This is a genomic window from Pseudomonas sp. ASL9, from assembly GCF_056680335.1.
Window position 1 is genome coordinate 1,755,429 of the sequence record NZ_CM155277.1, and the last position, 19,155, is coordinate 1,774,583.

The following is a 19,155-nucleotide window of genomic DNA, read 5'->3' on the forward strand; positions in this document are numbered from 1 at the left end:
CTATTATCAAGCGCTATAGTGTTGCAGATTCTTCATCATTTCCTGCAGTGCTTCGATCGTGTCTTTTGGATGCGCTGCACCTTCGAAGTCACAGATGTTCTGCCAACTGGCGGCCACCTCTTCCGGGCTAAAGCCGGTGCGAGGGTCGAAGCCCGCCCCGATGCTGCGCTCCCAGCGTGTCTTGCCGATCCAGCCGCCACCGACTTCGAACAGACCGGAGGTTTCCTGGCACTGTTCGCTGCCGAGAAACACCACCAGCGGACTAATCAACTCAGGCTTGAGCAGTTCGAACACATCGGCCGGGATCAATCCTTCGGTCATGCGTGTGCCGCCGGTTGGGGCGATGGCGTTGACCAGAATATTGTTCTTGCGCCCTTCCACAGCCAGGGTTCGGGTCAGGCCATAGAGACCCAGCTTGGCCATGCCGTAGTTTGACTGACCGAAGTTGCCGTAGATGCCAGAGGTCGATGAGGTAAAAATCACCCGTCCGTAGTTCTGCTCACGCATGTGCGGCCAGGCGGCATGCGTCACTTTGTAGGCGCCTTCGACGTGCACGCGATAGACCAGGTCCCAGTCGGCATCCTCCATTTTGGCGAAGGTCTTGTCCCGCAGGATGCCCGCGTTGTTGACCACGACATCAATGCGACCGAATGCATCCAGTGCGTTTTGGACAACTTTGTCGCCGTCGGTGACCGAGTCATGGTTGGCCACCGCTGTGCCCCCCGCTTCGCGGATCTCGGCGACCACACGATCAGCCGCCGACGCGTTGGCGCCTTCACCGTGCGCCGAGCCACCCAAATCGTTGACCACTACGCGGGCGCCGTGCTTAGCAAACAGCAGCGCATGGGCGCGCCCCAGACCGCCGCCAGCACCGGTGACGATTACGACCTTATCCTCAAAACGAACAGGCTCACTCATGGACAGCTCCAGCAGAAGGTGGACTATGGTTTGAGTGTCGAACACTCGACCCACTGTCACAATCAACACGCTCAGTCCTGAATAGTGCGCAATAAGCTGGCGTGGGGTGCTGGGCGCCTGATGCGGCGCGAAAACTGATGTAATGCTGCAGGACCAGTGCTGGCGCCTCGGTTTGCGGGTAATGACCGATGCCCTCCAAGAGCACGGTGTCGGCATTGGGGATCAATTCGCGGTAGCGCTCGACCATGTGCGCACCGGAGATCGGATCGACCGCTCCGTCGATCACTCGCAGCGGAACATCGCCACGCTGCATGGCGGCCACCCAGCGATCACGCTGCACAATCCGCTCGGGAATATAGTTGATTAGACGGTGGATGATCCGCGGCCCCTGGTTGGTTTCGATCAGGCTCCAAAAATCATCCAGCTCACTTTCGCTGGGCCGCGTATCGGGGCCAGAAATCCGGGTAAAAATTTTGACCAGGCGTTCCCGGTTGAACATCCGCCCCAGCAGCCAGCCCAGTGGGCTGAGCAATAGTTTCTGGGCCAGCAGTTTGCGATGGGTCTCCGGGAACAGCCCTCCATTGAGGAACACGCAACTGGCCATGACGAACGTCCCTTCATAATGCCGGGCCAGCAATTCCTGAGCGACGCTGTCACCGTAGTCATGCGCCAACACATGGACCGGTTGCTCAACGTGCAGATGCTCGAGCAGCGCTTGCTGCAGGTCTGCCTGTTCAAGCAGGCTGTAATCAAGATCCTGCGGCTTGGACGAGTCGCCAAAACCCAACATGTCGCAGGCAATCACCCGGTAATGCTGGGTCAAGGGTTGCCACAGGTAATGCCAATCCCAACTGGCGGTGGGGAAGCCATGAATCAACAACAAGGGTTCCCCCTGCCCCGCGACCCAGTAACGGATGGTCTGTCCACGGAACAGAAAACTGTGTCCATGGGTGCGCCAGACGCTCAGTGGGATCTCTGCCGGCAGCATTATTCTTTGTAACTCGGGTCTTGTTTATCGAGTTTTCGCAGCAGCGCCGGCCAAGCCAGTGGCCCGCCCATGCCTTGTGCACTTTTGGTCACCCCGGCAATCATCGCTTTCGCTCCAGCCAGGATCTGCTCGCCGATAGGGATCAGCTCGGCACCACCGTTTTGTGCCAGCACCTGGATTTCACAGGCACGCTGGAAGGTGAACATCATCAGGAAGGCGTCGGCAATGCTGCTGGAGCAGGTCAAAAGCCCATGATTGCTAAGCATCAAGAAGCTGTTGTTGCCCAGATCGGCTTGCAGTCGCGCTTTTTCTTCATGATTGAGGGCGACGCCTTCGTAGGGGTGATAAGCCAGGCTCGACAGGACGAAAATTGATTGCTGGCTGATCGGCAAAATGCCCTGCTTTTGCGCAGAAACGGCAACCCCTGCCGCCGTATGGGTATGCAGCACGCAGACCACATCATGACGAACTTCATGCACCGCGCTGTGAATGGTGTAGCCCGCCGGGTTGATCTCGTAAGGGCCGTCCATCAGTTTGTTACCGGCCTGGTCGACCTTGACCAGACTCGACGCGGTGATTTCGTCGAACATCAGGCCGAACGGGTTGATCAGAAAGTCTTCGGTGCCAGGAACCTTGGCCGAAATATGGGTAAAAATCAGATCGTCCCACCCGTGCATCGCTACCAACCGATAGCAGGCGGCAAGATCGACCCGGGCCTGCCATTCGGCGGCACTGACTTGATCCTTCACGCTTCGGGAGGGCAAAACTTGAGCAGTGTTCACGGTGCTTACCTCGGTATTTTTATTATGTTGGCAATTAGGTTCACGTGCCCATCAGTCTAGTCAGACCTGAGTCTCCTGGTAGTTTCATTGGCAGCCAGCTTACTGGCCGAGCGAGTCATATCAGAGTAGCGCCGACAACAACGGTGCCGCGAACAAATTGAGCAGCCCGGTCAGCACCATGACCAATCCGGCCACCGAGCCTTCCTCATCCCCCACTTCATGCGCCCGACTAACGCCGGCACCGTGCGCCCCCACACCAAACAAGGCGCCACGTGCCAGGGCGCTGCGCAAGGGCAGCCACTTGAGCAGCACGCCACCCAGCAACGCGCCAAATATCCCGGTGAACATGACGAACACCGCCGTCAATTCCGGCACGCCCCCCAAATCCTGGGCCAATGGCATAGCGAAGGGCGTGGTGATCGAGCGCGGCACCAGCGACATTGTCACCGAGGTGTCCAGCGCCAGCGCTTTGGCCAGCCAGAAGGAACTGCCGATGGACGCAGCACTGCCAGCCAACATGCCCATCAGTAAGGCCGCCCAGTGGCGCATTAATAGTTGGCGTTGTTGCCAGATCGGCACGGCAAAAGCGACGGTCACTGGCCCCAGGACCCCCATCAACCAGTGAGTATTACTTGAGTATTCGGCGTAAGCGGTGTGCAACGGTAAAGCGACCGACAGCAATAGGGCTGGCGCTAATATCAACGGTGACAACAGGTAGCGGCCGGTGCGCCGATAGATCCAGCGGCTGAAGGCGTAGGCTGACAGTGTCAGGACCAACCAGAACATGGGCATTGGTTCAAGTGTCATAACGCATCCTCCAGCGGCACACCGCCTCGACGGTAAGCGCGGTAACCAACATCACCATCAAGGTGCTGACGCCGATGACCAGCATGATCCGCCAGCCCTCATCACGCATCAGCGCGCGGTAATCGAGCAGGCTCATCAGCGCGGGGATAAAGAACAACAACATCTCGGCCAGCAACAGGCCCGCGCCCAATTGCAAAGCCGCAGGCTTCACCCAGCCAAAAGCGAACGCCAGCAACAGCAAGGCCAGGCCAATCACACCGCCGGGAATTGGCCAGTGCCACCAGATCGCCAATTGGCAGCCAAACAGATAAACCGCGAGCAAAACGCCCAGCTCGGAAAACAGACGGCCTACGTGCTGCAAGGTGGAACGCTTCATAGTCTTTCAATCCTCTCTGGCATGCATTTTATGCAGCCAGCTATCATCCCAAAAGCGAATTGTTAGACTTGCAACCATTCCATATTGGAATTACTAGGGTCTGTTAACGTATGGTGGCGAACCAAACGTCAACAGACCCTGGACCCTGCGGATGAATTGATCATGGAATTCAAACAACTGCGCAGCTTTATAGAAGTCATGCGTCAGGGCGGTTTCACCCAGGCGGCGAAGACCCTGCACGTCAGTCAGTCTGCCGTCAGCAAGCAAGTGGCGCAGCTGGAACAGAGCCTTGGCGTCCCTCTGCTAGACAGGCTCGGATCGCAGCTGCGCCTGACCGCTGCCGGGAGCGTCGTGTTGCAACGGGGCGAAGAGATGCTGCTGTTGCGCAATGAGTTGCTCAGCGAACTGGATGATTTGAGCCAACTGGTGCGAGGCGAGTTGCGCCTGGGTTTACCGTTGCTCGGAAGCGATGCGTTGTTCGCCGGACTATTTGCCGAATATCGGCGGCGCTATCCGAACATTGCGATTCATCTGCTCGAAGGCGGCAGCCACAGCATTGAACAGGCGGTGTTGAATGGCGAACTGGAACTGGGCGGTAGCCTTACGCCGAATAATCCAGCCTTCGCTTATCAGCCTTTTTGTGATGAGGCTCTGGATGTACTGCTGTCCGCTGATCATCCGCTGGCCAGTGCCGGGCACGTCGACCTGGCTCAATTGGCCGACACGCCGTTCCTGCTCTATCAGCGCAGCTTTGTTCTCAACGACCGTTTGCTTCAAGCCTGCCAGCAAGCGGGTTTCACCCCGAAGGAAGGCGGTCGCAGTGGGCAGGCTGACTTTCTCGCAGCCTTGGTGGCCGCGGGCCAAGGCGTGGTGCTGTTGCCCAGCATCGTGGCACGTGGGCTGGTGCGGCCGGGCGTGGTGCGATTAGCGTTAATCGCACCGACGTACCTGCGCTGGGACATCGCATTCATCTGGCGCCAAGGGGCGTACCTGTCAAAAGCGGCGCAGGCCTGGCTGGCAATGCTGCGTGAGCAGCCTGCTCAGACGTCGAGCTGATGAATAAACGCTGCCAGCCACGGTTCCGCATCGGACTCAGGTGTAACCGTTTCGCTGGCATCCAGACGCAACATGGGTTGCACTTCGCGAACCCCCAACTCTGCAAACAACTCACGCACCTGCTCGCCAGCACCGCAGAACGTATCGCCATAACTGGCGTCGCCCAAGCCAATCACTCCGCCGGGCAGGCCACGCCAAATTGCTGGCAACACATCACGAATCTGCGAATAGAGGGCCTGGAAGTTATCCGGCAATTCGCCCAGCCCCGTGGTCGAGGTCACGACCAGAAACGCCTCGGGTGCGAATGCCTGCAATTCCGCCAACGTGACACGGGGGTTGTGCCGAACTTCGTGGCCAGCGTCACGAATGATTTTCTCGGCATGCCGGGCGACTTCTTCCGCCGAACCATAGACCGACCCGGAAAGAACGACCACTCTCATAAATAGATCCTGTAGCAGAGTAAAAACGTCGGACATTATGCCCCAAGCCGGCGTGATGTCTTAGAATGCTGGCTTGGCAATTCGCAACGGAAGCTTTCCATGATCAATGCAAAACTATTGCAGCTGGTAATCAACGCCTCGAATGACGGCATTGTGGTCGCTGAGCAGGAGGGTGATGACAATATCCTGATCTATGCAAACGCAGCCTTTGAAACGCTGACTGGCTACAAGGTGGACGACATTTTGTATCGCGACTGCCGCTTCTTGCAGGACGATGATCGCCAGCAGCCAGGGTTGGAGGCCATTCGCCAGGCCATTGCCAGCGGCCAGCCGTGTCGGCAAGTGCTGCGCAATTATCGCAAGGACGGCAGCGCCTTCTGGAATGAGTTGTCGATTACACCCGTATTCAACGAGGCCGATCAGCTGACCTATTTTATTGGCATTCAAAAAAATGTCAGCACCCAGGTCGAAGCACAACAGCGTGTCATCGAACTGGAAGCTGAGCTGGCACTCGCACAGGCAGAGATAAAATCGCTAAAAAATTGACAAGCGGCGCTAACAAACCGCTGAATGAGTTGTCTGCATCTTCAATAACCGCCTCTTTCGAGCTTTAGCATGCAGCGCGATACCCTACTCACGCAGGATGAGCTGGACTTCATTCAGAACATGCAGCACAACCCGAAGCTGAACGTGCGTGATGCGTCACGCAGTCTGTTGGTGAACGGTGGCGCGCAGGTTCAGGAGTTGCTGACCCGTCTGGCTGCTCAAGAGCAGGTAACCATTCAGGCACAGTTTGAAAACCAGCAAATGACCTTTCCGTTGCATCTGGTGGAAGATGAATTCCACGCCATGCATCTGCAGTTGGGCGCGCCGAGTATTTATGAAGAACACGGCCCTCAGGTTCGTCCATGGCGCCTCAGCCTGCCTGAACCGCTGCCGCTGCAAACCGCAAAAGGTTCGCTGACCGCACTCTGGGTGCACGAAATCTCGTTCAAGGGGATTTTGCTGGAGAACCGAAAAGCGACCAAACCGCCAACATACTTCGCGCTGTGGTTTTCTCCGACGGGCTACGCGCCCATTGCATTGCGCGGCACCTTCGAACGACTCACCGAACACGGTCTGGCGGCGTACCGCCTGAGCCAGAGAAACAAAGAAGACACTGAACGCCTGCGTCAGTACATCCTGCAACAGCATCAACTGGCTCACCCTGCCCCGCTCGACTGAGCCACCGCGGGCACTGTCACTCGTCGGTCAAGACAACCCCGCCAGGCATCGATGCCTACGTATCCAAATGCCCCTCTAAAAATTGTTGTAAACGCCTCTGCATCGAAAGCCCATCACTTCCCAGACAAGCGATGGGTGAGCCGTCGAGGCTTTCTTGCGCCAAATCCGATGCCTCCCCCGCCAACAAAACAGGGCAATCCAGGGTCAGCGCCAGGCGCTTCAGGCGCCGAGGCAGATCAGCCGCCGGCGGATGATTTGAAAACAGTACCAAGGCCTGAGGCTGAACCTTCTCGCACACCAGGCTCAGCTCTTCCAGCGGCTGACCGAGCGCCAGGACACTGATCGATGTATCAGTGGTGCCCAGCATCAATCCTGCCACCCAGAGTTCCAGCTCGCGACATTGGCCCGGAATGGCCGCCAGCACGACCTTCAACTCCGTCGCACCCCGCAGCATCTGCAAACGTTGCAGGGTGCGCGCACGCAGAAAACTGTCGAGAAACAGCCATTCGCTCGCCTGGCCAAACTGATCCTGATGCAGCAGAAGCTCCTGCCACAGCGGCATCAGAATATCCTGGAACACTACGGTCAGCGGATAACTGGCAAATACCTGGCCGTATAACTGCTCCAGACGTCGCTCATCGAAGGCACTAGTGGCGCGACGCAGCTGTGCCTGCCATTCACTCCACTCACCCAGCGAGCCCTCCTCTTGAGGAGGGCTCGACAGGGTCCTGACGATGCTGGCCTTGGCGAGAATCTTGCCGACCTTACTGACCGCCACACCGCGCTCGATCCAGCCAAGAATGCTGCGTACCTCGTCGATATCGGCCTGGGAATACAGACGATGGCCGCTGTCGGTGCGCGTCGGCTGGATCAAACCGTAGCGTCGCTCCCACGCCCGCAACGTAACCGGATTGATCCCGGTAATACGCGACACCTCGCGAATGGGGAATAACTCTTCTTGTTTGAGGCCGCTGCCCAAGGCAGGGCCAATACCAGGTTCAGTCATGACAGGCATCGATTGAGAACAATGGAGGCATTGTACCCTCAAGCCCGCCTCCACAAACAACGCGGGTGACGACGACCGCTGGCTTATTTCCGGGATTCGGGAATAATCCTTGCTTGCCTTTTAAACGCAGCCCACCACCCCGGCGCTGCGTTATGTGAACGCCCTACCCGGGAAGCTCACTCGTCTTACGGAGATGCACGATGTCTACCTCACCCGTCACCCTGATGGTCGCACGCCGCGTCGCCCATGGCCGCTACCACGAACTCATCACCTGGCTGCGTGAAGGTGAGCAACTTGCCACCGATTTTCCTGGCTATCTGGGCTCCGGTGTTCTGGCGCCGCCCCCTGGCGACGATGAATTCCAGATCATTTTTCGCTTCGCCGATGCCTACACAATGCACGCCTGGGAGCATTCCGCGTCACGAAGCACCTGGCTGGTGCGCGGCAGTGGCTTGTTTGCCCAACCTTCGGAACATCGGGTCAGCGGCATTGACGGCTGGTTCGGCGCCGTCGGGCAGCATCCTCCGCGCTGGAAACAAGCAGTGGCTATCTGGCTCGCGTTCTTCCCGGTATCGCTACTGTTCAATTTCTTGCTGGGCCCCCTGCTCAACGAACTGAATCTGCTGACCCGGGTGTTGGTGAGCACCCTGGCGCTTACACCGCTGATGGTTTTTCTGTTCATCCCACTGTCCACCCACCTGCTCGCACGCTGGTTGCACAGCACACCTCAAGCGCCTATCCGCAGGTCAGAATCGTCACCCAGCTGCTAGGGCTCAACACCTCGCGCCGAGCAGTGCGGGTTGTTCAGTGAGGGTCATTGGTATAACTTTGCTCCAGATAATAGCCAGCTAATGGTTTCGCTGGTTCGAGCCGCATGGCGATGACTCAGGGCCCGGCTTCAACCCTCACTGTGATGCGCGAGTTGCCCCATGGCTTTTCCTTCTGCCCCTATTCTGATCACTGGCGCCAGCCAGCGCATCGGGCTGCATTGCGCAAAGCGCCTGTTGGCAGACGGTCATCCCGTTATTATCAGCTACCGCAGCGACCGCCCCGGCGTGCAGCAATTGCGTGAGCTGGGGGCGGTGGTGATTCATGCCGACTTCTCATCAGAAGCGAGCATTCTGGCGTTCATCGACGAACTCGGCAGCCACACCGACAGCCTGCGTGCCATTGTCCATAATGCCTCTCAATGGCTGGCCGAAACGCCAGGCAGTGAAGCCGCAGCCTTTACTCAGATGTTCAACGTGCATATGTTGGCGCCCTATTTGATCAACCTGCACTGTGCCCCATTGCTACACCGCTCGCCCGTGGCCGACATCGTCCACATCAGCGACGACGTTACCCGTAAAGGCAGCCGCAAGCACATCGCCTACTGCGCCAGCAAAGCAGGGCTTGAAAGCCTGACCTTGTCATTTGCAGCCAAGTTCGCACCCCGGATCAAGGTCAATAGCATCGCGCCCGCGCTGTTGATGTTTCAACCCGACGACGACGCGGCGTACCGCACCAAGACCCTGGCAAAATCCGCCACGGGTATCGAGCCAGGTCCAGAGGTGATCTACCAGAGCCTGCGCTATCTGCTGGACAACCCCTACGTTACCGGCACAACCTTGATTGTAAACGGCGGCCGGCACCTTAAATAAGTCGCCCCGCGAGGATCCATTAATGACCTTATCGCTGCCTCAGCATTACCATGAAATCCTTGTGGGTCTGGGTGAAAACCCCGATCGCGAAGGTCTGCTGGATACGCCAAAACGGGCGGCCAAAGCGATGCAATACCTGTGTCATGGCTATGAGCAAAGCATTGAGGGCATCGTCAACGGTGCGCTGTTCGCCTCCGACAACGATGAGATGGTCATCGTCAAAGACATCGAGCTGTACTCACTCTGCGAGCATCATCTGCTGCCCTTCATTGGCAAAGCACACGTGGCCTACATCCCGACCGGCAAAGTCCTTGGATTGTCGAAGATTGCGCGCATCGTCGACATGTTCGCCCGCCGCTTGCAGATTCAGGAGAACCTCACCCGGCAGATTGCCGACACGATCCGCGAAGTGACGAGCGCCGCTGGCGTCGCCGTGGTGATTGAAGCCCAACACATGTGCATGATGATGCGCGGCGTCGAAAAACAGAACTCGACCATGATCACCTCGGTGATGCTCGGTGCATTCCGTGATTCGAGCACGACCCGCCAGGAGTTTCTGCAATTGATTGGACGGAGCAAATAGTCATGCCGAGACTCGAACCAGGAACAGCCCGCATTCGGGTCAAAGATCTGTGCTTGCGCACCTTTATCGGCATCAATGAGGACGAGATTCTTAATAAGCAGGACGTGCTGATCAACCTGACGATTCTGTATGCCGCCCAGGATGCGGTGCGTGACAACGACATTGATCACGCGCTGAACTACCGCACGATCACCAAGGCCATCATCCAGCACGTTGAAGGCAATCGTTTTGCGCTGCTCGAACGGCTGACCCAGGAAGTACTCGACCTGGTGATGAGCCACGAAGCCGTGCTGTACGCCGAAGTCGAAGTCGACAAACCTCATGCCCTGCGATTTGCCGAATCGGTGTCGATTACCCTCGCTGGGCAGCGTTGATTTAATGTTTGCCTGGGTCTGACCAGGAGCCTTCGCGAATAAATTCGCTCCCACGGTTGACCCCCTATCCATGTGGGAGATTCTATGGTTGTGATCAAACCATTAACTGCCTGCAAAGAGCCCATCATGACCGAGCAAGAACGCCTCGAACTCGAAGCCGCCGCCTTTCGCCGACTGATCGCGCACCTGGACAGCCGCAAAGACGTCCAAAACATCGACCTGATGAACCTTGCCGGTTTCTGCCGCAACTGCCTGTCCAAGTGGTATAAGGCCGCAGCCGACGAGAAACAGATCGACGTCAGCCTCGACCAGGCCCGGGAAGTGGTTTACGGCATGCCCTACAGCGAGTGGAAAACCCACTACCAGCAAGAAGCCAGCGCCGAGCAGCAAGCCGCGTTCGCCAAGGACAAAAAACATGATTGATCTGAATACCCTGCACGCCAGCCTGCGCAGCGGCCAGCATGCCTTCGCCGACACCCTGGCATTCATCTCCGCTGGCTACGACTATCAGCCGCAAGCGTTCAGCAACGGTGGCGTGGAGAACGCTGCTGGGCAGAACGAAGGCTCCTGCAAGACATTGGGCCTTGTACTGCTTGAAGGACTGAGCGATGAAGAGGCCCTGCTCGCCTTTGGCGAACACTATCGCTCGGTGCAGGCCACCCCTGATGGCAATGATCACGGCAATATCCGCGCGCTGATCGCTCACGGCCTGGCGGGTGTGACATTTGCCACCGAGCCGCTGAAACGTAAAGGCTGAACATGAAAAAACCGGCCGAGGCCGGTTTTTTTTGCAACTGCAAGCTGGGTCTTAGAACGCAGCGTCCTTCAGACCATCGAGGTAACGCTCGACGTCCAGTGCCGCCATGCAACCCGCGCCCGCCGAGGTAATCGCCTGACGGTAGATGTGGTCAGCCACGTCACCTGCCGCGAAGACACCGTCGACATTGGTCGCAGTCGCATTACCGTCACGACCGCCCTGAACCACCATGTAGCCGTCTTTCAACGTCAACTGGCCTTCGAACAACGACGTGTTCGGCGTGTGGCCGATAGCGATGAATACGCCATCGACTTTCAGCTCGTCGGCGCTGCCGTCGTTGTTTCTCAGGCGAGCACCGGTCACGCCCATGTTGTCGCCCAGCACTTCTTCCAGGGTCGCGTTGAGCTTGAGCACTATCTTGCCTTCGGCAACGCGGGCATGCAGCTTGTCGATCAGGATCTTCTCGGCGCGGAACGTTTCGCGACGATGAACCAACGTCACTTTGCTGGCGATATTGGCCAGGTACAGCGCCTCTTCCACTGCGGTGTTACCACCGCCAACAACCGCGACTTCGCGATTGCGATAGAAGAAACCGTCGCAGGTAGCGCAGGCAGAAACACCTTTGCCCATGAAGGTTTCTTCTGACGGCAGGCCCAGATAACGAGCGCTGGCACCGGTAGCGATGATCAAGGCGTCACAGGTGTACGTCGCGTTGTCGCCTTTGAGGCTGAACGGCTTGCCAGCCAGATCCACTGCATTGATGTGGTCGAACACCACTTCGGTTTCGAAACGCTCGGCGTGTTCTTTCATCCGCTCCATCAACACCGGGCCGGTCAGGCCGTGGGGATCGCCAGGCCAGTTATCGACTTCAGTGGTGGTGGTCAATTGACCGCCAGCCTGCATGCCGGTAATCAGCAGTGGCTTGAGGTTGGCACGTGCCGCGTAGACCGCTGCGCTGTAACCGGCAGGGCCGGAGCCGAGAATAATCACTCGGGAATGACGTACATCAGACATGACACACTCCTATTGACCGGCCATCGTTACGCGTGGTCGGAACGCCGGTGTACCGGCTGGAATAAAAAAGGACCGCACAAGCACTTGGGGAAGGCTTACAACAGCGCAGCCCTGAAAAATCTGTGGCTGCGGCCGAAGCCGCAGCCTGGGTATTACAAGTTTTTAGCGTTTTCGGCCAAGTAATCAGCAACGCCCTTAGCGTCAGCCTTCATGCCTTTTTGACCTGGACGCCAGCCGGCTGGGCAGACTTCGCCGTTTTCTTCGGTGAACTGCAGGGCTTCGACCAAACGGACCATGTCGTCTACATCGCGACCCAGTGGCAGGTTGTTAACGACCTGATGCTGAACCACACCTTCCTTGTCGATCAGGAACGAAGCGCGCAGAGCGACGCCCGCTTCATGCTCGATGCCATAAGCACGAGTGATTTCGTGTTTGACGTCAGCCACCATGGTGAATTCGACTTCACCGATGCCGCCTTTTTCAACAGGGGTGCTGCGCCATGCGTGGTGAGTGAATTGCGAATCGATGGAAACGCCGACCACTTCAACACCCAGCTCACGGAACTTGGCGATACGGTTGTTATGGGCAATGATTTCAGACGGGCAAACGAACGTGAAATCCAGAGGCCAGAAAAACAAAACCACGTATTTGCCGCGCAGGGAGGACAGCTTGAAGCTGTCGACGATGGAACCGTCACCCAATACCGCTGCTGCGTCGAAATCCGGGGCTTGTTTGTTTACGAGGACGCTCATAGTGACTCCTTGGAAATTAAAATTCAGGGGTAGGTCGATAAGTTGCCGAGAAGCTTATCGAGGTCGCGCAGATTAAGGAAATATCGTTTCACAATCCACCTCATAGGCATGCTCTATCCCGACAACCCTATATCAACCCATGACGATAGACTTTACGCCCTCGGGATTGTTACCGCGAATGTCTGAGCTTCCGCCCGCCTCGCAAAGCCGGTAAGGTCGGCGCGTTTTCCACTGTTCGGAGCCTGCCATGCCTGCCCCTGCTCTTTCTGGCCCGCAATACCTGCGCGAAGGTCTGAAACTGGTCCTCAGCCCCGGCCTGCGCCTGTTCGTTTTACTGCCGCTAGCCATCAACCTGGTGCTCTTCGGCGGCCTGATTTACTTGGCCATGCACCAGTTCAGCCTGTGGGTCGACACCTTCATGCCAACCCTGCCGGCCTGGTTGAGCTTTCTCAATTACATCCTTTGGCCGTTGTTCGTGGTGATGGTACTGCTGATGGTGTTCTTCACCTTCACCATGATCGCAAACATCATCGCTGCGCCGTTCAACAGTTTTCTCGCGGAAAAAGTCGAAGTGGTACTGCGTGGCACCGATGACTTCCCGACCTTCAGTTGGGGCGAGCTGATCGCCATGGTGCCGCGCACCTTTAACCGAGAGATGCGCAAACTTGGCTATTTTTTGCCCCGTGCAATCGGTCTGCTGGTTCTGTCCTTCATCCCAGTGGTCAACCTGATCGCCGCGCCACTGTGGCTTATGTTCGGCATATGGATGATGGCCATTCAGTACATCGACTACCCGGCAGACAACCACAAACTCGGTTTCCCGGAAATGCTCGCCTGGCTGCGCGCCAAACGCTGGCAGAGTCTGAGCTTCGGCGGCATCGTTTATTTGGCGTTACTGATTCCGGTGGTCAATATTCTGATGATGCCCGCGGCTGTGGCGGGCGCGACCTTGTTCTGGGTGCGCGAGCGCGGCGCCGAAGCAGCGTCAAATAACAGGTATTAACGCTCGCCGATAGCAGCCGATTGTTGTGTTCCCGCAACGCACCGGCTGTTATCTAACCTCACCGCTAATACCCGATTATTTTCACCGCCATAACTATGTATGTACTGTGACCCCGCCTGATCCTTTCTAATGGCTCTTCCAAACCACCTGTCCATTTGCACTACCACTATGAGCATGACGCTCAATAGCATGGACGCTAAATTAAGGAAGATAACCATGAGCATTGAAATCATTCGCGAAAAAGCACGCAATTTGCTGAACGCGGCGCTGGAAAGCTGGAACCTGAACCCCGACGCCGTCTATCTCACCGGCGTCAACAACATGACCGAGCGCTTGGTCCTTAGCTCGATTTCACTGACCGAGGAAGCCGTACAACGCACCCTCGAAAAAGACCTGCCTTCGTACTCCTATATCAATGAGGGGCTGTTTTCGGTGGCTTACTCGTTCGCCGATGAACATCGTGTGAATGGGCCCGACGCTGAAACCTTGAAACGTATCATTACCGACATCATTCACACACTGAGTTAATAGCAACGTGCGCGTCCTTGACAGGAAGCCATTGCGGCATTAACCAGAACATGCCCATCGCATAATAAGGATGGGCATGTTTATCAAGCACAAAAAATGAAAGCAACCATGGGTTATTAATCGGAAGGCAACCCTTTGCCGGTAGGGGGCAACAACCTGCCCACGCCCTACAAATAATTACGTGTAGGACTTTCTGTAGGACAACTATTCTATCGCACAGAATAGCCGCACTCTATAACTCATCCCCCGCGCTACACGCCCCCCGATAAAAACTGGCACCTTTATTGCTCTCCTCATACTAAAAAAAACCAGGAGGCATTATGCCCATTGAATCCAGTATCAATCCGACCCAAACGGCTGTAGGCATTCAAAAAACCATCGCTGGGCCCGCACCCGCAGCGCTCGAGAGATTAGTCGAGCCGCGCTCAAGGTTCGTACAAACATTAAACAGTGCAATGAGTGAATATAACTCAACTCAAGAAAAAACATATCAACCGGCACCGGCGACACTGACAGCACTCGTACTGCCCCGCTCGACGGCGTTCATGCAGAATGATGTAAGCGATAAACCACTGAATGGAGATAAGAACTATACACCCGCCCCGACAGCACTGGAGAAAATAGCATCGCCCCATTCAAGGTTATTAAACTGACAGAACGCCAGCCTTCGATGGCCAATACTGCTTGGTCATTCGGTATTGAATACCTTTCACAAGGAACCCTTATGCGTATTGAGACCTCGGTCAATTTAATCAACCCGGTTGAGACTGCCAGACCAGACGTTAAAGATGCAACGTCCCGACGAACCACGGACAGTGCGGGCCAGTCATTCATGCAGACCTTCAGCGAGGCAGTCACAGCTTCCGAAACGGATAAAGAACACACCAGAAGCGCTAAAAGCGTATCGCTCAGGAGTTTCCTTTTTGACAGAGCCAATAACGATCCGCAAGAGGCGGCGCGGTTGGCTAATGCCTATACCTACACTTCTCTCAACGGAGAAATGCATGACCTTACTGACTACCCTATTATTCGCTACTGCGCGACAGGGGAGATTGTGAATGATGAGACAACGTTGTATTTCGCAAAAAATATGCTCTCGATGCAAAAGCAGCGCACTCATCTTTACGAATCAGAAATAGCAAAAGGTACACCGCCAGTAAAAATCCTGGAAAAAATACTCGATTTCAATGATGGATTGCCGCAGAAGTTTCGTGAAATGGCCAACTGGTAAACTGCCCGCCCACCACTGTCACAAATCCATCATCAAATCACCACATAAGCGACATGACCTCAGCCGACACTCGCGTCATGAGCACGATCCTGCATGTCACCCTGATTAGCGAAACCTTCCCACCCGAGATCAATGGCGTGGCCAATACCCTTGGTCGGCTGTGCGACGGGCTGCGTCTGCGTGGCCACCGTGTAGAACTGGTGCGTCCGCGCTACAACGAAGATCCCGATCGTACCGGCGATGCCGATCTGTTGCTGTGTCGGGGCTGGCCGATTCCGGGTTATCCCGGTTTGCAGTGGGGGCAATCGTCGGTGCATAAGCTGCTGCGGCGCTGGACGCGGCAGCGGCCGGACGTGCTGTACATCGCCACGGAGGGGCCATTGGGATTGTCGGCATTGCGCGCGGCCAGGCGCTTGGGGATTGCCGTAGTCAGTGGTTTTCACACCAACTTTCAGCAATACACCAACGACTACGGGCTCGGGTTTATCACCCGCATGCTGACGCATTATTTGCGCTGGTTTCACAACCGCTCACAGATAACCGTCGTGCCCAGCATCAGTCAGAAAATGGAGCTGGAACGCAAAGGGTTTGAGCGGATCGAGTTGCTGTCCCGGGGCGTCGACAGTCAGTTGTTTCATCCCTCGAAGCGTTCAGCTGCATTGCGTGAAAGCTGGGGGTTGAAGGTCGGGGATATTGCCGTGCTGCATGTGGGCAGGCTCGCGTCCGAGAAAAACCTGGGCCTGCTCAAAACCAGCTTTGACGCCCTGCAAACGGCCTATCCTCGTCAAACAATGAAGTTGATTATCGTCGGCGACGGCCCTCAACGAGCGACGCTGGAGCAGCAGTTGCCGGAAGCGATCTTCTGCGGCACGCAACGCGGTGAAACGCTGGCAACGCACTACGCCTCGGGGGATCTGTTTGTATTTCCGAGCCTGACTGAAACCTTTGGCAATGTGGTGCTTGAGGCGCTGGCCTCCGGGCTGGGCGTGATCGCTTACGACAAAGCCGCAGCGGCTCAGCATATTCGTCACGGCCACAATGGCGCGCTAGCGATGCCGGGGGATGAACAGGCGTTTATCGAAGCGGCGTGTTGGGTGCTGGAAGAAAGCGAAAACCTGCGCAGGGTCCGTTTGAATGCACGGCAACACGCCAGTCGTCAGGGATGGGAAGCGATTATTGATGTGTTTGAAAGGCAGTTACACAGCGCGTGTGAGATGGGCAACAAGGCGTTGCCCATAGGGCAATTATTGTAGGTGCGTGGGGGGACGTCCCCCACGCACCCATAGGTTTTAGACCAGGGTCATTAAGGCGTCACGGCTGAACGGCAGGATGTCCTGCTCGCGGCCATCACGTACCTTCACCGCCCAGTCCGGGTCCACCAGCAATGCACGGCCTACCGCTACCAGGTCGAACTCGTCATTGTTCAGGCGTTGCAGCAGGTTATCCAGGCTCGCCGGTTGCGCGACCTTGTCTGTATTGACCATGAACTGCAGGAACTCGCCATCAAGCCCGACGCTGCCCACGGTGATAGTCGGTTTACCGGTCAGCTTGCGGGTCCAGCCGGCCAGGTTCAGATCAGAACCTTCGAACTCGGGTTCCCAGAAGCGACGTGTAGAACAATGAAAGATATCCACGCCGGCATCCGACAGCGGCTTGAGGAACTCACCCAGCGCTTCCGGCGTCTGCACCAGACGTGCGCTGTAGTCCTGCTGTTTCCACTGCGAGAAACGGAAAATGATCGGAAAATCAGGGCCGACCGCAGCACGCACCGCCTCGATCAATTCGACGGCAAAACGCGAACGACCGGCCAGATCGCCACCGTATTCGTCCGTACGCTGATTGGTGCCTTCCCAGAAAAACTGATCGACGAGGTAGCCGTGGGCACCATGGATTTCCACGCCGTCCATGCCAATCGATTGGGCGTCTTTGGCCGCCTGAGCGAAGGCGCCGATCACGTCCTGAATATCTTGCCTGGACATGCCGTGCACTACGACCTGACCATCTTTGAGTTTTTCCGTAGGCCCATAACCTGGCACGCTGGCATCAGGCTCGGTGCCCATGCGCCGAACACTGCCTACATGCCACAGTTGTGGAACGATTTTGCCGCCTTCGGCATGCACCGCCTCCACGACTTTTTTCCAGCCAGCCAACGGTGCGTCACCGAAAAACTGCGGGACGTTCGGGTAACCGTTAGACGCTTTGTGGTCGACCGTCGTACCTTCGGTGATGATCAGGCCTACGCCTGCGGCAGCACGCCGACGGTAATATTCGATGACCTTGGTATTGGGCACACCGCCCAGGGAGAATGAGCGCGTCATGGGGGCCATGACCACGCGGGACGGCAATTGCAAACGGCCCAAATGAAAGGGTTTGAACAGGGCTTTGGCGGGCATGTGACGCTCCTCGATAATCAATCGGTATCAGTGGGGCCCGGCGCCAACAGACGCTCAAGCTGGTTCAGAAAAATCTCGAGAGAGGCCACACGGCCCCCCACTTTCATGCGCATCAATGCCCCTTCCCAGGCATTGGCTATAAATTCGGCGAGCGCGGCGCAGTCTGTATTGCACGGCAACTCACCCGCCTCACGCGCAGCCATCAGGCATTGGGCAAGAATGGCCACCGACCGCTTAAGGATGCTTTCAACATGGCTGGCAATGGGCAGACAGTCGTCCGCCATTTCGAAACTCAAACTGCCGATAAAGCAGTGATACTCGGGTTTCTCCTGACGAGAAAAGTGATCGAGCAGGTCGCGGTAGTAGCTCAGGAGCCGTTCTCGCGGGCTGCGCGCAGGGTCGGCCAAGGCGGCGGCGTAACGCAGCAAGCGCGGCGCGTACAAATACTCCAGCGCCTGCACGGCAAAGTCTTCTTTGCTGGAGAAGTAGTGATAGAACGAGCCCTTGGGAATGCCTGCGGCTTGAACGATCTCCAGCACGCCAGTACCGTGATAACCGCGACGGGTCATCAGGTGGGCGCCTTTGGCGAGGATCAGATCACGCTTGTCGAGTCGAATGGATGTGCTCATGGCGCCGAGCATATGACCGGTCGTCTCGCTTTTTCCAGCACTATTGATTTGGGTGATTTAGCGATAGAAGTTGCGAAGGGGAAACCTTGCCGGGCGTGCTCGAATGGCAACCCGGCTGGCAGAACGGCTTGATCAGCTCAGGGCTTTTTCAATGGCCTGAACCACAGCGTGATCTTCTGGCAAGGTACTGGGCGAAAATCGTGCGAGGACACGCCCGTCTTTACCTACCAGAAACTTTTCGAAGTTCCAGGTGATGTCGCCGGGAAATTCGGCACCTTCACCGACCAGCAGCCGGTACAGCGAATGACGATGGGCGCCGTTCACTTCAAGCTTGCTGCCCAACGGAAAGGTCACTCCGTAATTCAGGGTGCAGAACGCTTGAATCTCCGCTTCGGACCCAGGCTCCTGACCGGCAAATTGATTGCACGGCAGACCCAGCACGCTGAAGCCTTGATCCTTGTACTTCTGGTAAAGCTTTTCCAACTCCGCGTATTGCGGCGTCAGACCACACTTTGAGGCGACATTGACCACAAGCACGACTTTGCCCTTGAGGGGCGCGAGAGGCAGTTCCTGGCCATCCAGAGCTTTTAGTATCGTGTCGTGAAAAGCACTCATGACGAACTCCCAAATAACTAGCTGACTAAAAAGGCGCCC

Annotated in this window: 26 protein-coding genes; 14 read left to right on the forward strand and 12 right to left on the reverse strand. The window is 56.8% G+C overall.

Annotation, left to right across the window (positions count from 1 at the left end):
* Nucleotides 1–6: 6 nt before the first annotated feature.
* The 5 genes from AC1ME2_RS08225 to AC1ME2_RS08245 form a co-directional block, all read right to left on the reverse strand.
* A complete protein-coding gene (locus AC1ME2_RS08225) occupies nt 7–918 on the reverse strand; it encodes an SDR family oxidoreductase (RefSeq protein ID WP_480440339.1) in 912 nt (303 codons plus the stop codon).
* Entirely contained in the window at nt 911–1,906 is a 996-nt protein-coding gene (locus AC1ME2_RS08230) for an alpha/beta fold hydrolase (RefSeq protein ID WP_480440341.1), read from the reverse strand. Before AC1ME2_RS08230 ends, AC1ME2_RS08225 begins: the two co-directional genes overlap by 8 nt.
* Nucleotides 1,906–2,670, reverse strand: coding sequence for a class II aldolase/adducin family protein (locus AC1ME2_RS08235; protein ID WP_480442052.1), 765 nt, complete (start codon nt 2,668–2,670; stop codon nt 1,906–1,908). The genes AC1ME2_RS08230 and AC1ME2_RS08235 overlap by 1 nt, the downstream gene beginning before the upstream one ends.
* A gap of 138 nt (nt 2,671–2,808) precedes the next feature.
* On the reverse strand, nt 2,809–3,495 hold the full coding sequence (locus AC1ME2_RS08240) for an LrgB family protein (RefSeq protein ID WP_480440342.1): 687 nt from the start codon (nt 3,493–3,495) through the stop codon (nt 2,809–2,811).
* Nucleotides 3,485–3,871, reverse strand: coding sequence for a CidA/LrgA family protein (locus tag AC1ME2_RS08245; RefSeq protein WP_480440344.1), 387 nt, complete (start codon nt 3,869–3,871; stop codon nt 3,485–3,487). The genes AC1ME2_RS08240 and AC1ME2_RS08245 overlap by 11 nt, the downstream gene beginning before the upstream one ends.
* Nucleotides 3,872–4,033: 162 nt before the next feature.
* On the opposite strand from AC1ME2_RS08245, the gene AC1ME2_RS08250 reads away from it, so the two are divergent.
* A complete protein-coding gene (locus AC1ME2_RS08250; protein WP_480440345.1) occupies nt 4,034–4,927 on the forward strand; it encodes a LysR family transcriptional regulator in 894 nt (297 codons plus the stop codon).
* Here AC1ME2_RS08250 and AC1ME2_RS08255 read toward each other — a convergent pair.
* Nucleotides 4,912–5,367, reverse strand: coding sequence for a flavodoxin (locus tag AC1ME2_RS08255; RefSeq protein WP_480440346.1), 456 nt, complete (start codon nt 5,365–5,367; stop codon nt 4,912–4,914). The two genes, AC1ME2_RS08250 and AC1ME2_RS08255, sit on opposite strands and share 16 nt — an antisense overlap.
* Nucleotides 5,368–5,466: 99 nt before the next feature.
* Between AC1ME2_RS08255 and AC1ME2_RS08260 the strand changes: the two genes are divergently transcribed.
* Nucleotides 5,467–5,913, forward strand: coding sequence for a PAS domain-containing protein (locus AC1ME2_RS08260; RefSeq protein WP_480440347.1), 447 nt, complete (start codon nt 5,467–5,469; stop codon nt 5,911–5,913).
* A 69-nt stretch (nt 5,914–5,982) separates the two neighbouring features.
* Complete coding sequence (locus tag AC1ME2_RS08265; RefSeq protein ID WP_480440349.1) at nt 5,983–6,591, forward strand: hypothetical protein; 609 nt, start codon at nt 5,983–5,985, stop codon at nt 6,589–6,591.
* 55 nt (nt 6,592–6,646) lie between these two features.
* Here the strand turns inward: AC1ME2_RS08265 and AC1ME2_RS08270 are convergent, their stop codons facing one another.
* On the reverse strand, nt 6,647–7,597 hold the full coding sequence (locus AC1ME2_RS08270; RefSeq protein ID WP_480440350.1) for a MerR family transcriptional regulator: 951 nt from the start codon (nt 7,595–7,597) through the stop codon (nt 6,647–6,649).
* A 200-nt stretch (nt 7,598–7,797) separates the two neighbouring features.
* On the opposite strand from AC1ME2_RS08270, the gene AC1ME2_RS08275 reads away from it, so the two are divergent.
* From AC1ME2_RS08275 to AC1ME2_RS08300, 6 genes are all read left to right on the forward strand, one after another.
* Nucleotides 7,798–8,367: an antibiotic biosynthesis monooxygenase gene (locus tag AC1ME2_RS08275; protein WP_480440352.1), complete on the forward strand. Its 570-nt coding sequence runs from the start codon at nt 7,798–7,800 to the stop codon at nt 8,365–8,367.
* A 159-nt stretch (nt 8,368–8,526) separates the two neighbouring features.
* Entirely contained in the window at nt 8,527–9,237 is a 711-nt protein-coding gene (gene folM / locus AC1ME2_RS08280) for a dihydromonapterin reductase (RefSeq protein ID WP_480440353.1), read from the forward strand.
* Nucleotides 9,238–9,259: 22 nt separating this feature from the next.
* Complete coding sequence (folE, locus tag AC1ME2_RS08285) at nt 9,260–9,820, forward strand: GTP cyclohydrolase I FolE (protein WP_480440354.1); 561 nt, start codon at nt 9,260–9,262, stop codon at nt 9,818–9,820.
* A gap of 2 nt (nt 9,821–9,822) precedes the next feature.
* Nucleotides 9,823–10,194, forward strand: a complete 372-nt coding sequence (gene folX / locus AC1ME2_RS08290) for a dihydroneopterin triphosphate 2'-epimerase (protein WP_480440355.1) — start codon at nt 9,823–9,825, stop codon at nt 10,192–10,194.
* Nucleotides 10,195–10,320: 126 nt separating this feature from the next.
* A complete protein-coding gene (locus AC1ME2_RS08295; RefSeq protein WP_480440357.1) occupies nt 10,321–10,617 on the forward strand; it encodes a DUF1244 domain-containing protein in 297 nt (98 codons plus the stop codon).
* A complete protein-coding gene (locus AC1ME2_RS08300; protein ID WP_480440359.1) occupies nt 10,610–10,951 on the forward strand; it encodes a HopJ type III effector protein in 342 nt (113 codons plus the stop codon). Before AC1ME2_RS08295 ends, AC1ME2_RS08300 begins: the two co-directional genes overlap by 8 nt.
* 51 nt (nt 10,952–11,002) lie before the next feature.
* Here the strand turns inward: AC1ME2_RS08300 and trxB are convergent, their stop codons facing one another.
* Nucleotides 11,003–11,965, reverse strand: coding sequence for a thioredoxin-disulfide reductase (gene trxB, locus AC1ME2_RS08305; RefSeq protein ID WP_480440361.1), 963 nt, complete (start codon nt 11,963–11,965; stop codon nt 11,003–11,005).
* 152 nt (nt 11,966–12,117) lie between these two features.
* Nucleotides 12,118–12,717 (reverse strand): peroxiredoxin, encoded by a 600-nt coding sequence (locus AC1ME2_RS08310; protein ID WP_219063544.1) that lies wholly within the window; start codon nt 12,715–12,717, stop codon nt 12,118–12,120.
* 247 nt (nt 12,718–12,964) lie between these two features.
* On the opposite strand from AC1ME2_RS08310, the gene cysZ reads away from it, so the two are divergent.
* The 5 genes from cysZ to AC1ME2_RS08335 all read left to right on the forward strand — a co-directional run bounded on the left by cysZ (nt 12,965) and on the right by AC1ME2_RS08335 (nt 16,732).
* The gene (gene cysZ, locus AC1ME2_RS08315; RefSeq protein WP_480440362.1) at nt 12,965–13,720 is read left to right on the forward strand and encodes a sulfate transporter CysZ; all 756 of its coding nucleotides are present in this window, start codon (nt 12,965–12,967) and stop codon (nt 13,718–13,720) included.
* Nucleotides 13,721–13,936: 216 nt separating this feature from the next.
* Entirely contained in the window at nt 13,937–14,248 is a 312-nt protein-coding gene (locus tag AC1ME2_RS08320) for a hypothetical protein (protein ID WP_480440363.1), read from the forward strand.
* A gap of 320 nt (nt 14,249–14,568) precedes the next feature.
* Nucleotides 14,569–14,901 carry a hypothetical protein gene (locus tag AC1ME2_RS08325; RefSeq protein WP_480440364.1) on the forward strand — a complete coding sequence of 111 codons (333 nt, stop codon included), beginning with the start codon at nt 14,569–14,571 and terminating at the stop codon, nt 14,899–14,901.
* 71 nt (nt 14,902–14,972) lie between these two features.
* Nucleotides 14,973–15,479: a hypothetical protein gene (locus AC1ME2_RS08330; protein WP_480440365.1), complete on the forward strand. Its 507-nt coding sequence runs from the start codon at nt 14,973–14,975 to the stop codon at nt 15,477–15,479.
* A 77-nt stretch (nt 15,480–15,556) separates the two neighbouring features.
* Entirely contained in the window at nt 15,557–16,732 is a 1,176-nt protein-coding gene (locus AC1ME2_RS08335; RefSeq protein ID WP_480442053.1) for a glycosyltransferase family 4 protein, read from the forward strand.
* A gap of 36 nt (nt 16,733–16,768) precedes the next feature.
* Here AC1ME2_RS08335 and AC1ME2_RS08340 read toward each other — a convergent pair whose 3' ends face one another.
* The 3 genes from AC1ME2_RS08340 to AC1ME2_RS08350 form a co-directional block, all read right to left on the reverse strand.
* Nucleotides 16,769–17,872 (reverse strand): NADH:flavin oxidoreductase, encoded by a 1,104-nt coding sequence (locus AC1ME2_RS08340; protein ID WP_480440367.1) that lies wholly within the window; start codon nt 17,870–17,872, stop codon nt 16,769–16,771.
* 17 nt (nt 17,873–17,889) lie between these two features.
* Nucleotides 17,890–18,501, reverse strand: coding sequence for a TetR/AcrR family transcriptional regulator (locus AC1ME2_RS08345; RefSeq protein ID WP_480440368.1), 612 nt, complete (start codon nt 18,499–18,501; stop codon nt 17,890–17,892).
* Between the two features lie 132 nt (nt 18,502–18,633).
* Nucleotides 18,634–19,116 (reverse strand): glutathione peroxidase, encoded by a 483-nt coding sequence (locus AC1ME2_RS08350; RefSeq protein ID WP_480440369.1) that lies wholly within the window; start codon nt 19,114–19,116, stop codon nt 18,634–18,636.
* Nucleotides 19,117–19,155: the final 39 nt, after the last annotated feature.

What these genes read in the sequence shown, in the direction of transcription:
- AC1ME2_RS08345 (WP_480440368.1), bottom strand. Translation starts at nt 18,501, where the DNA reads ATGAGCACATCCATTCGACTCGACAAGCGTGATCTGATCCTCGCCAAA.
- AC1ME2_RS08320 (WP_480440363.1), top strand. Translation starts at nt 13,937, where the DNA reads ATGAGCATTGAAATCATTCGCGAAAAAGCACGCAATTTGCTGAACGCG.
- AC1ME2_RS08250 (WP_480440345.1), top strand. Translation starts at nt 4,034, where the DNA reads ATGGAATTCAAACAACTGCGCAGCTTTATAGAAGTCATGCGTCAGGGC.
- AC1ME2_RS08350 (WP_480440369.1), bottom strand. Translation starts at nt 19,116, where the DNA reads ATGAGTGCTTTTCACGACACGATACTAAAAGCTCTGGATGGCCAGGAA.
- AC1ME2_RS08275 (WP_480440352.1), top strand. Translation starts at nt 7,798, where the DNA reads ATGTCTACCTCACCCGTCACCCTGATGGTCGCACGCCGCGTCGCCCAT.
- AC1ME2_RS08300 (WP_480440359.1), top strand. Translation starts at nt 10,610, where the DNA reads ATGATTGATCTGAATACCCTGCACGCCAGCCTGCGCAGCGGCCAGCAT.
- folE (WP_480440354.1), top strand. Translation starts at nt 9,260, where the DNA reads ATGACCTTATCGCTGCCTCAGCATTACCATGAAATCCTTGTGGGTCTG.
- AC1ME2_RS08335 (WP_480442053.1), top strand. Translation starts at nt 15,557, where the DNA reads ATGAGCACGATCCTGCATGTCACCCTGATTAGCGAAACCTTCCCACCC.
- AC1ME2_RS08310 (WP_219063544.1), bottom strand. Translation starts at nt 12,717, where the DNA reads ATGAGCGTCCTCGTAAACAAACAAGCCCCGGATTTCGACGCAGCAGCG.
- AC1ME2_RS08340 (WP_480440367.1), bottom strand. Translation starts at nt 17,872, where the DNA reads ATGCCCGCCAAAGCCCTGTTCAAACCCTTTCATTTGGGCCGTTTGCAA.
- AC1ME2_RS08245 (WP_480440344.1), bottom strand. Translation starts at nt 3,871, where the DNA reads ATGAAGCGTTCCACCTTGCAGCACGTAGGCCGTCTGTTTTCCGAGCTG.
- AC1ME2_RS08230 (WP_480440341.1), bottom strand. Translation starts at nt 1,906, where the DNA reads ATGCTGCCGGCAGAGATCCCACTGAGCGTCTGGCGCACCCATGGACAC.
- AC1ME2_RS08265 (WP_480440349.1), top strand. Translation starts at nt 5,983, where the DNA reads ATGCAGCGCGATACCCTACTCACGCAGGATGAGCTGGACTTCATTCAG.
- AC1ME2_RS08225 (WP_480440339.1), bottom strand. Translation starts at nt 918, where the DNA reads ATGAGTGAGCCTGTTCGTTTTGAGGATAAGGTCGTAATCGTCACCGGT.
- AC1ME2_RS08325 (WP_480440364.1), top strand. Translation starts at nt 14,569, where the DNA reads ATGCCCATTGAATCCAGTATCAATCCGACCCAAACGGCTGTAGGCATT.
- AC1ME2_RS08270 (WP_480440350.1), bottom strand. Translation starts at nt 7,597, where the DNA reads ATGACTGAACCTGGTATTGGCCCTGCCTTGGGCAGCGGCCTCAAACAA.
- folX (WP_480440355.1), top strand. Translation starts at nt 9,823, where the DNA reads ATGCCGAGACTCGAACCAGGAACAGCCCGCATTCGGGTCAAAGATCTG.
- AC1ME2_RS08255 (WP_480440346.1), bottom strand. Translation starts at nt 5,367, where the DNA reads ATGAGAGTGGTCGTTCTTTCCGGGTCGGTCTATGGTTCGGCGGAAGAA.
- trxB (WP_480440361.1), bottom strand. Translation starts at nt 11,965, where the DNA reads ATGTCTGATGTACGTCATTCCCGAGTGATTATTCTCGGCTCCGGCCCT.
- AC1ME2_RS08330 (WP_480440365.1), top strand. Translation starts at nt 14,973, where the DNA reads ATGCGTATTGAGACCTCGGTCAATTTAATCAACCCGGTTGAGACTGCC.
- folM (WP_480440353.1), top strand. Translation starts at nt 8,527, where the DNA reads ATGGCTTTTCCTTCTGCCCCTATTCTGATCACTGGCGCCAGCCAGCGC.
- AC1ME2_RS08260 (WP_480440347.1), top strand. Translation starts at nt 5,467, where the DNA reads ATGATCAATGCAAAACTATTGCAGCTGGTAATCAACGCCTCGAATGAC.
- cysZ (WP_480440362.1), top strand. Translation starts at nt 12,965, where the DNA reads ATGCCTGCCCCTGCTCTTTCTGGCCCGCAATACCTGCGCGAAGGTCTG.
- AC1ME2_RS08295 (WP_480440357.1), top strand. Translation starts at nt 10,321, where the DNA reads ATGACCGAGCAAGAACGCCTCGAACTCGAAGCCGCCGCCTTTCGCCGA.
- AC1ME2_RS08240 (WP_480440342.1), bottom strand. Translation starts at nt 3,495, where the DNA reads ATGACACTTGAACCAATGCCCATGTTCTGGTTGGTCCTGACACTGTCA.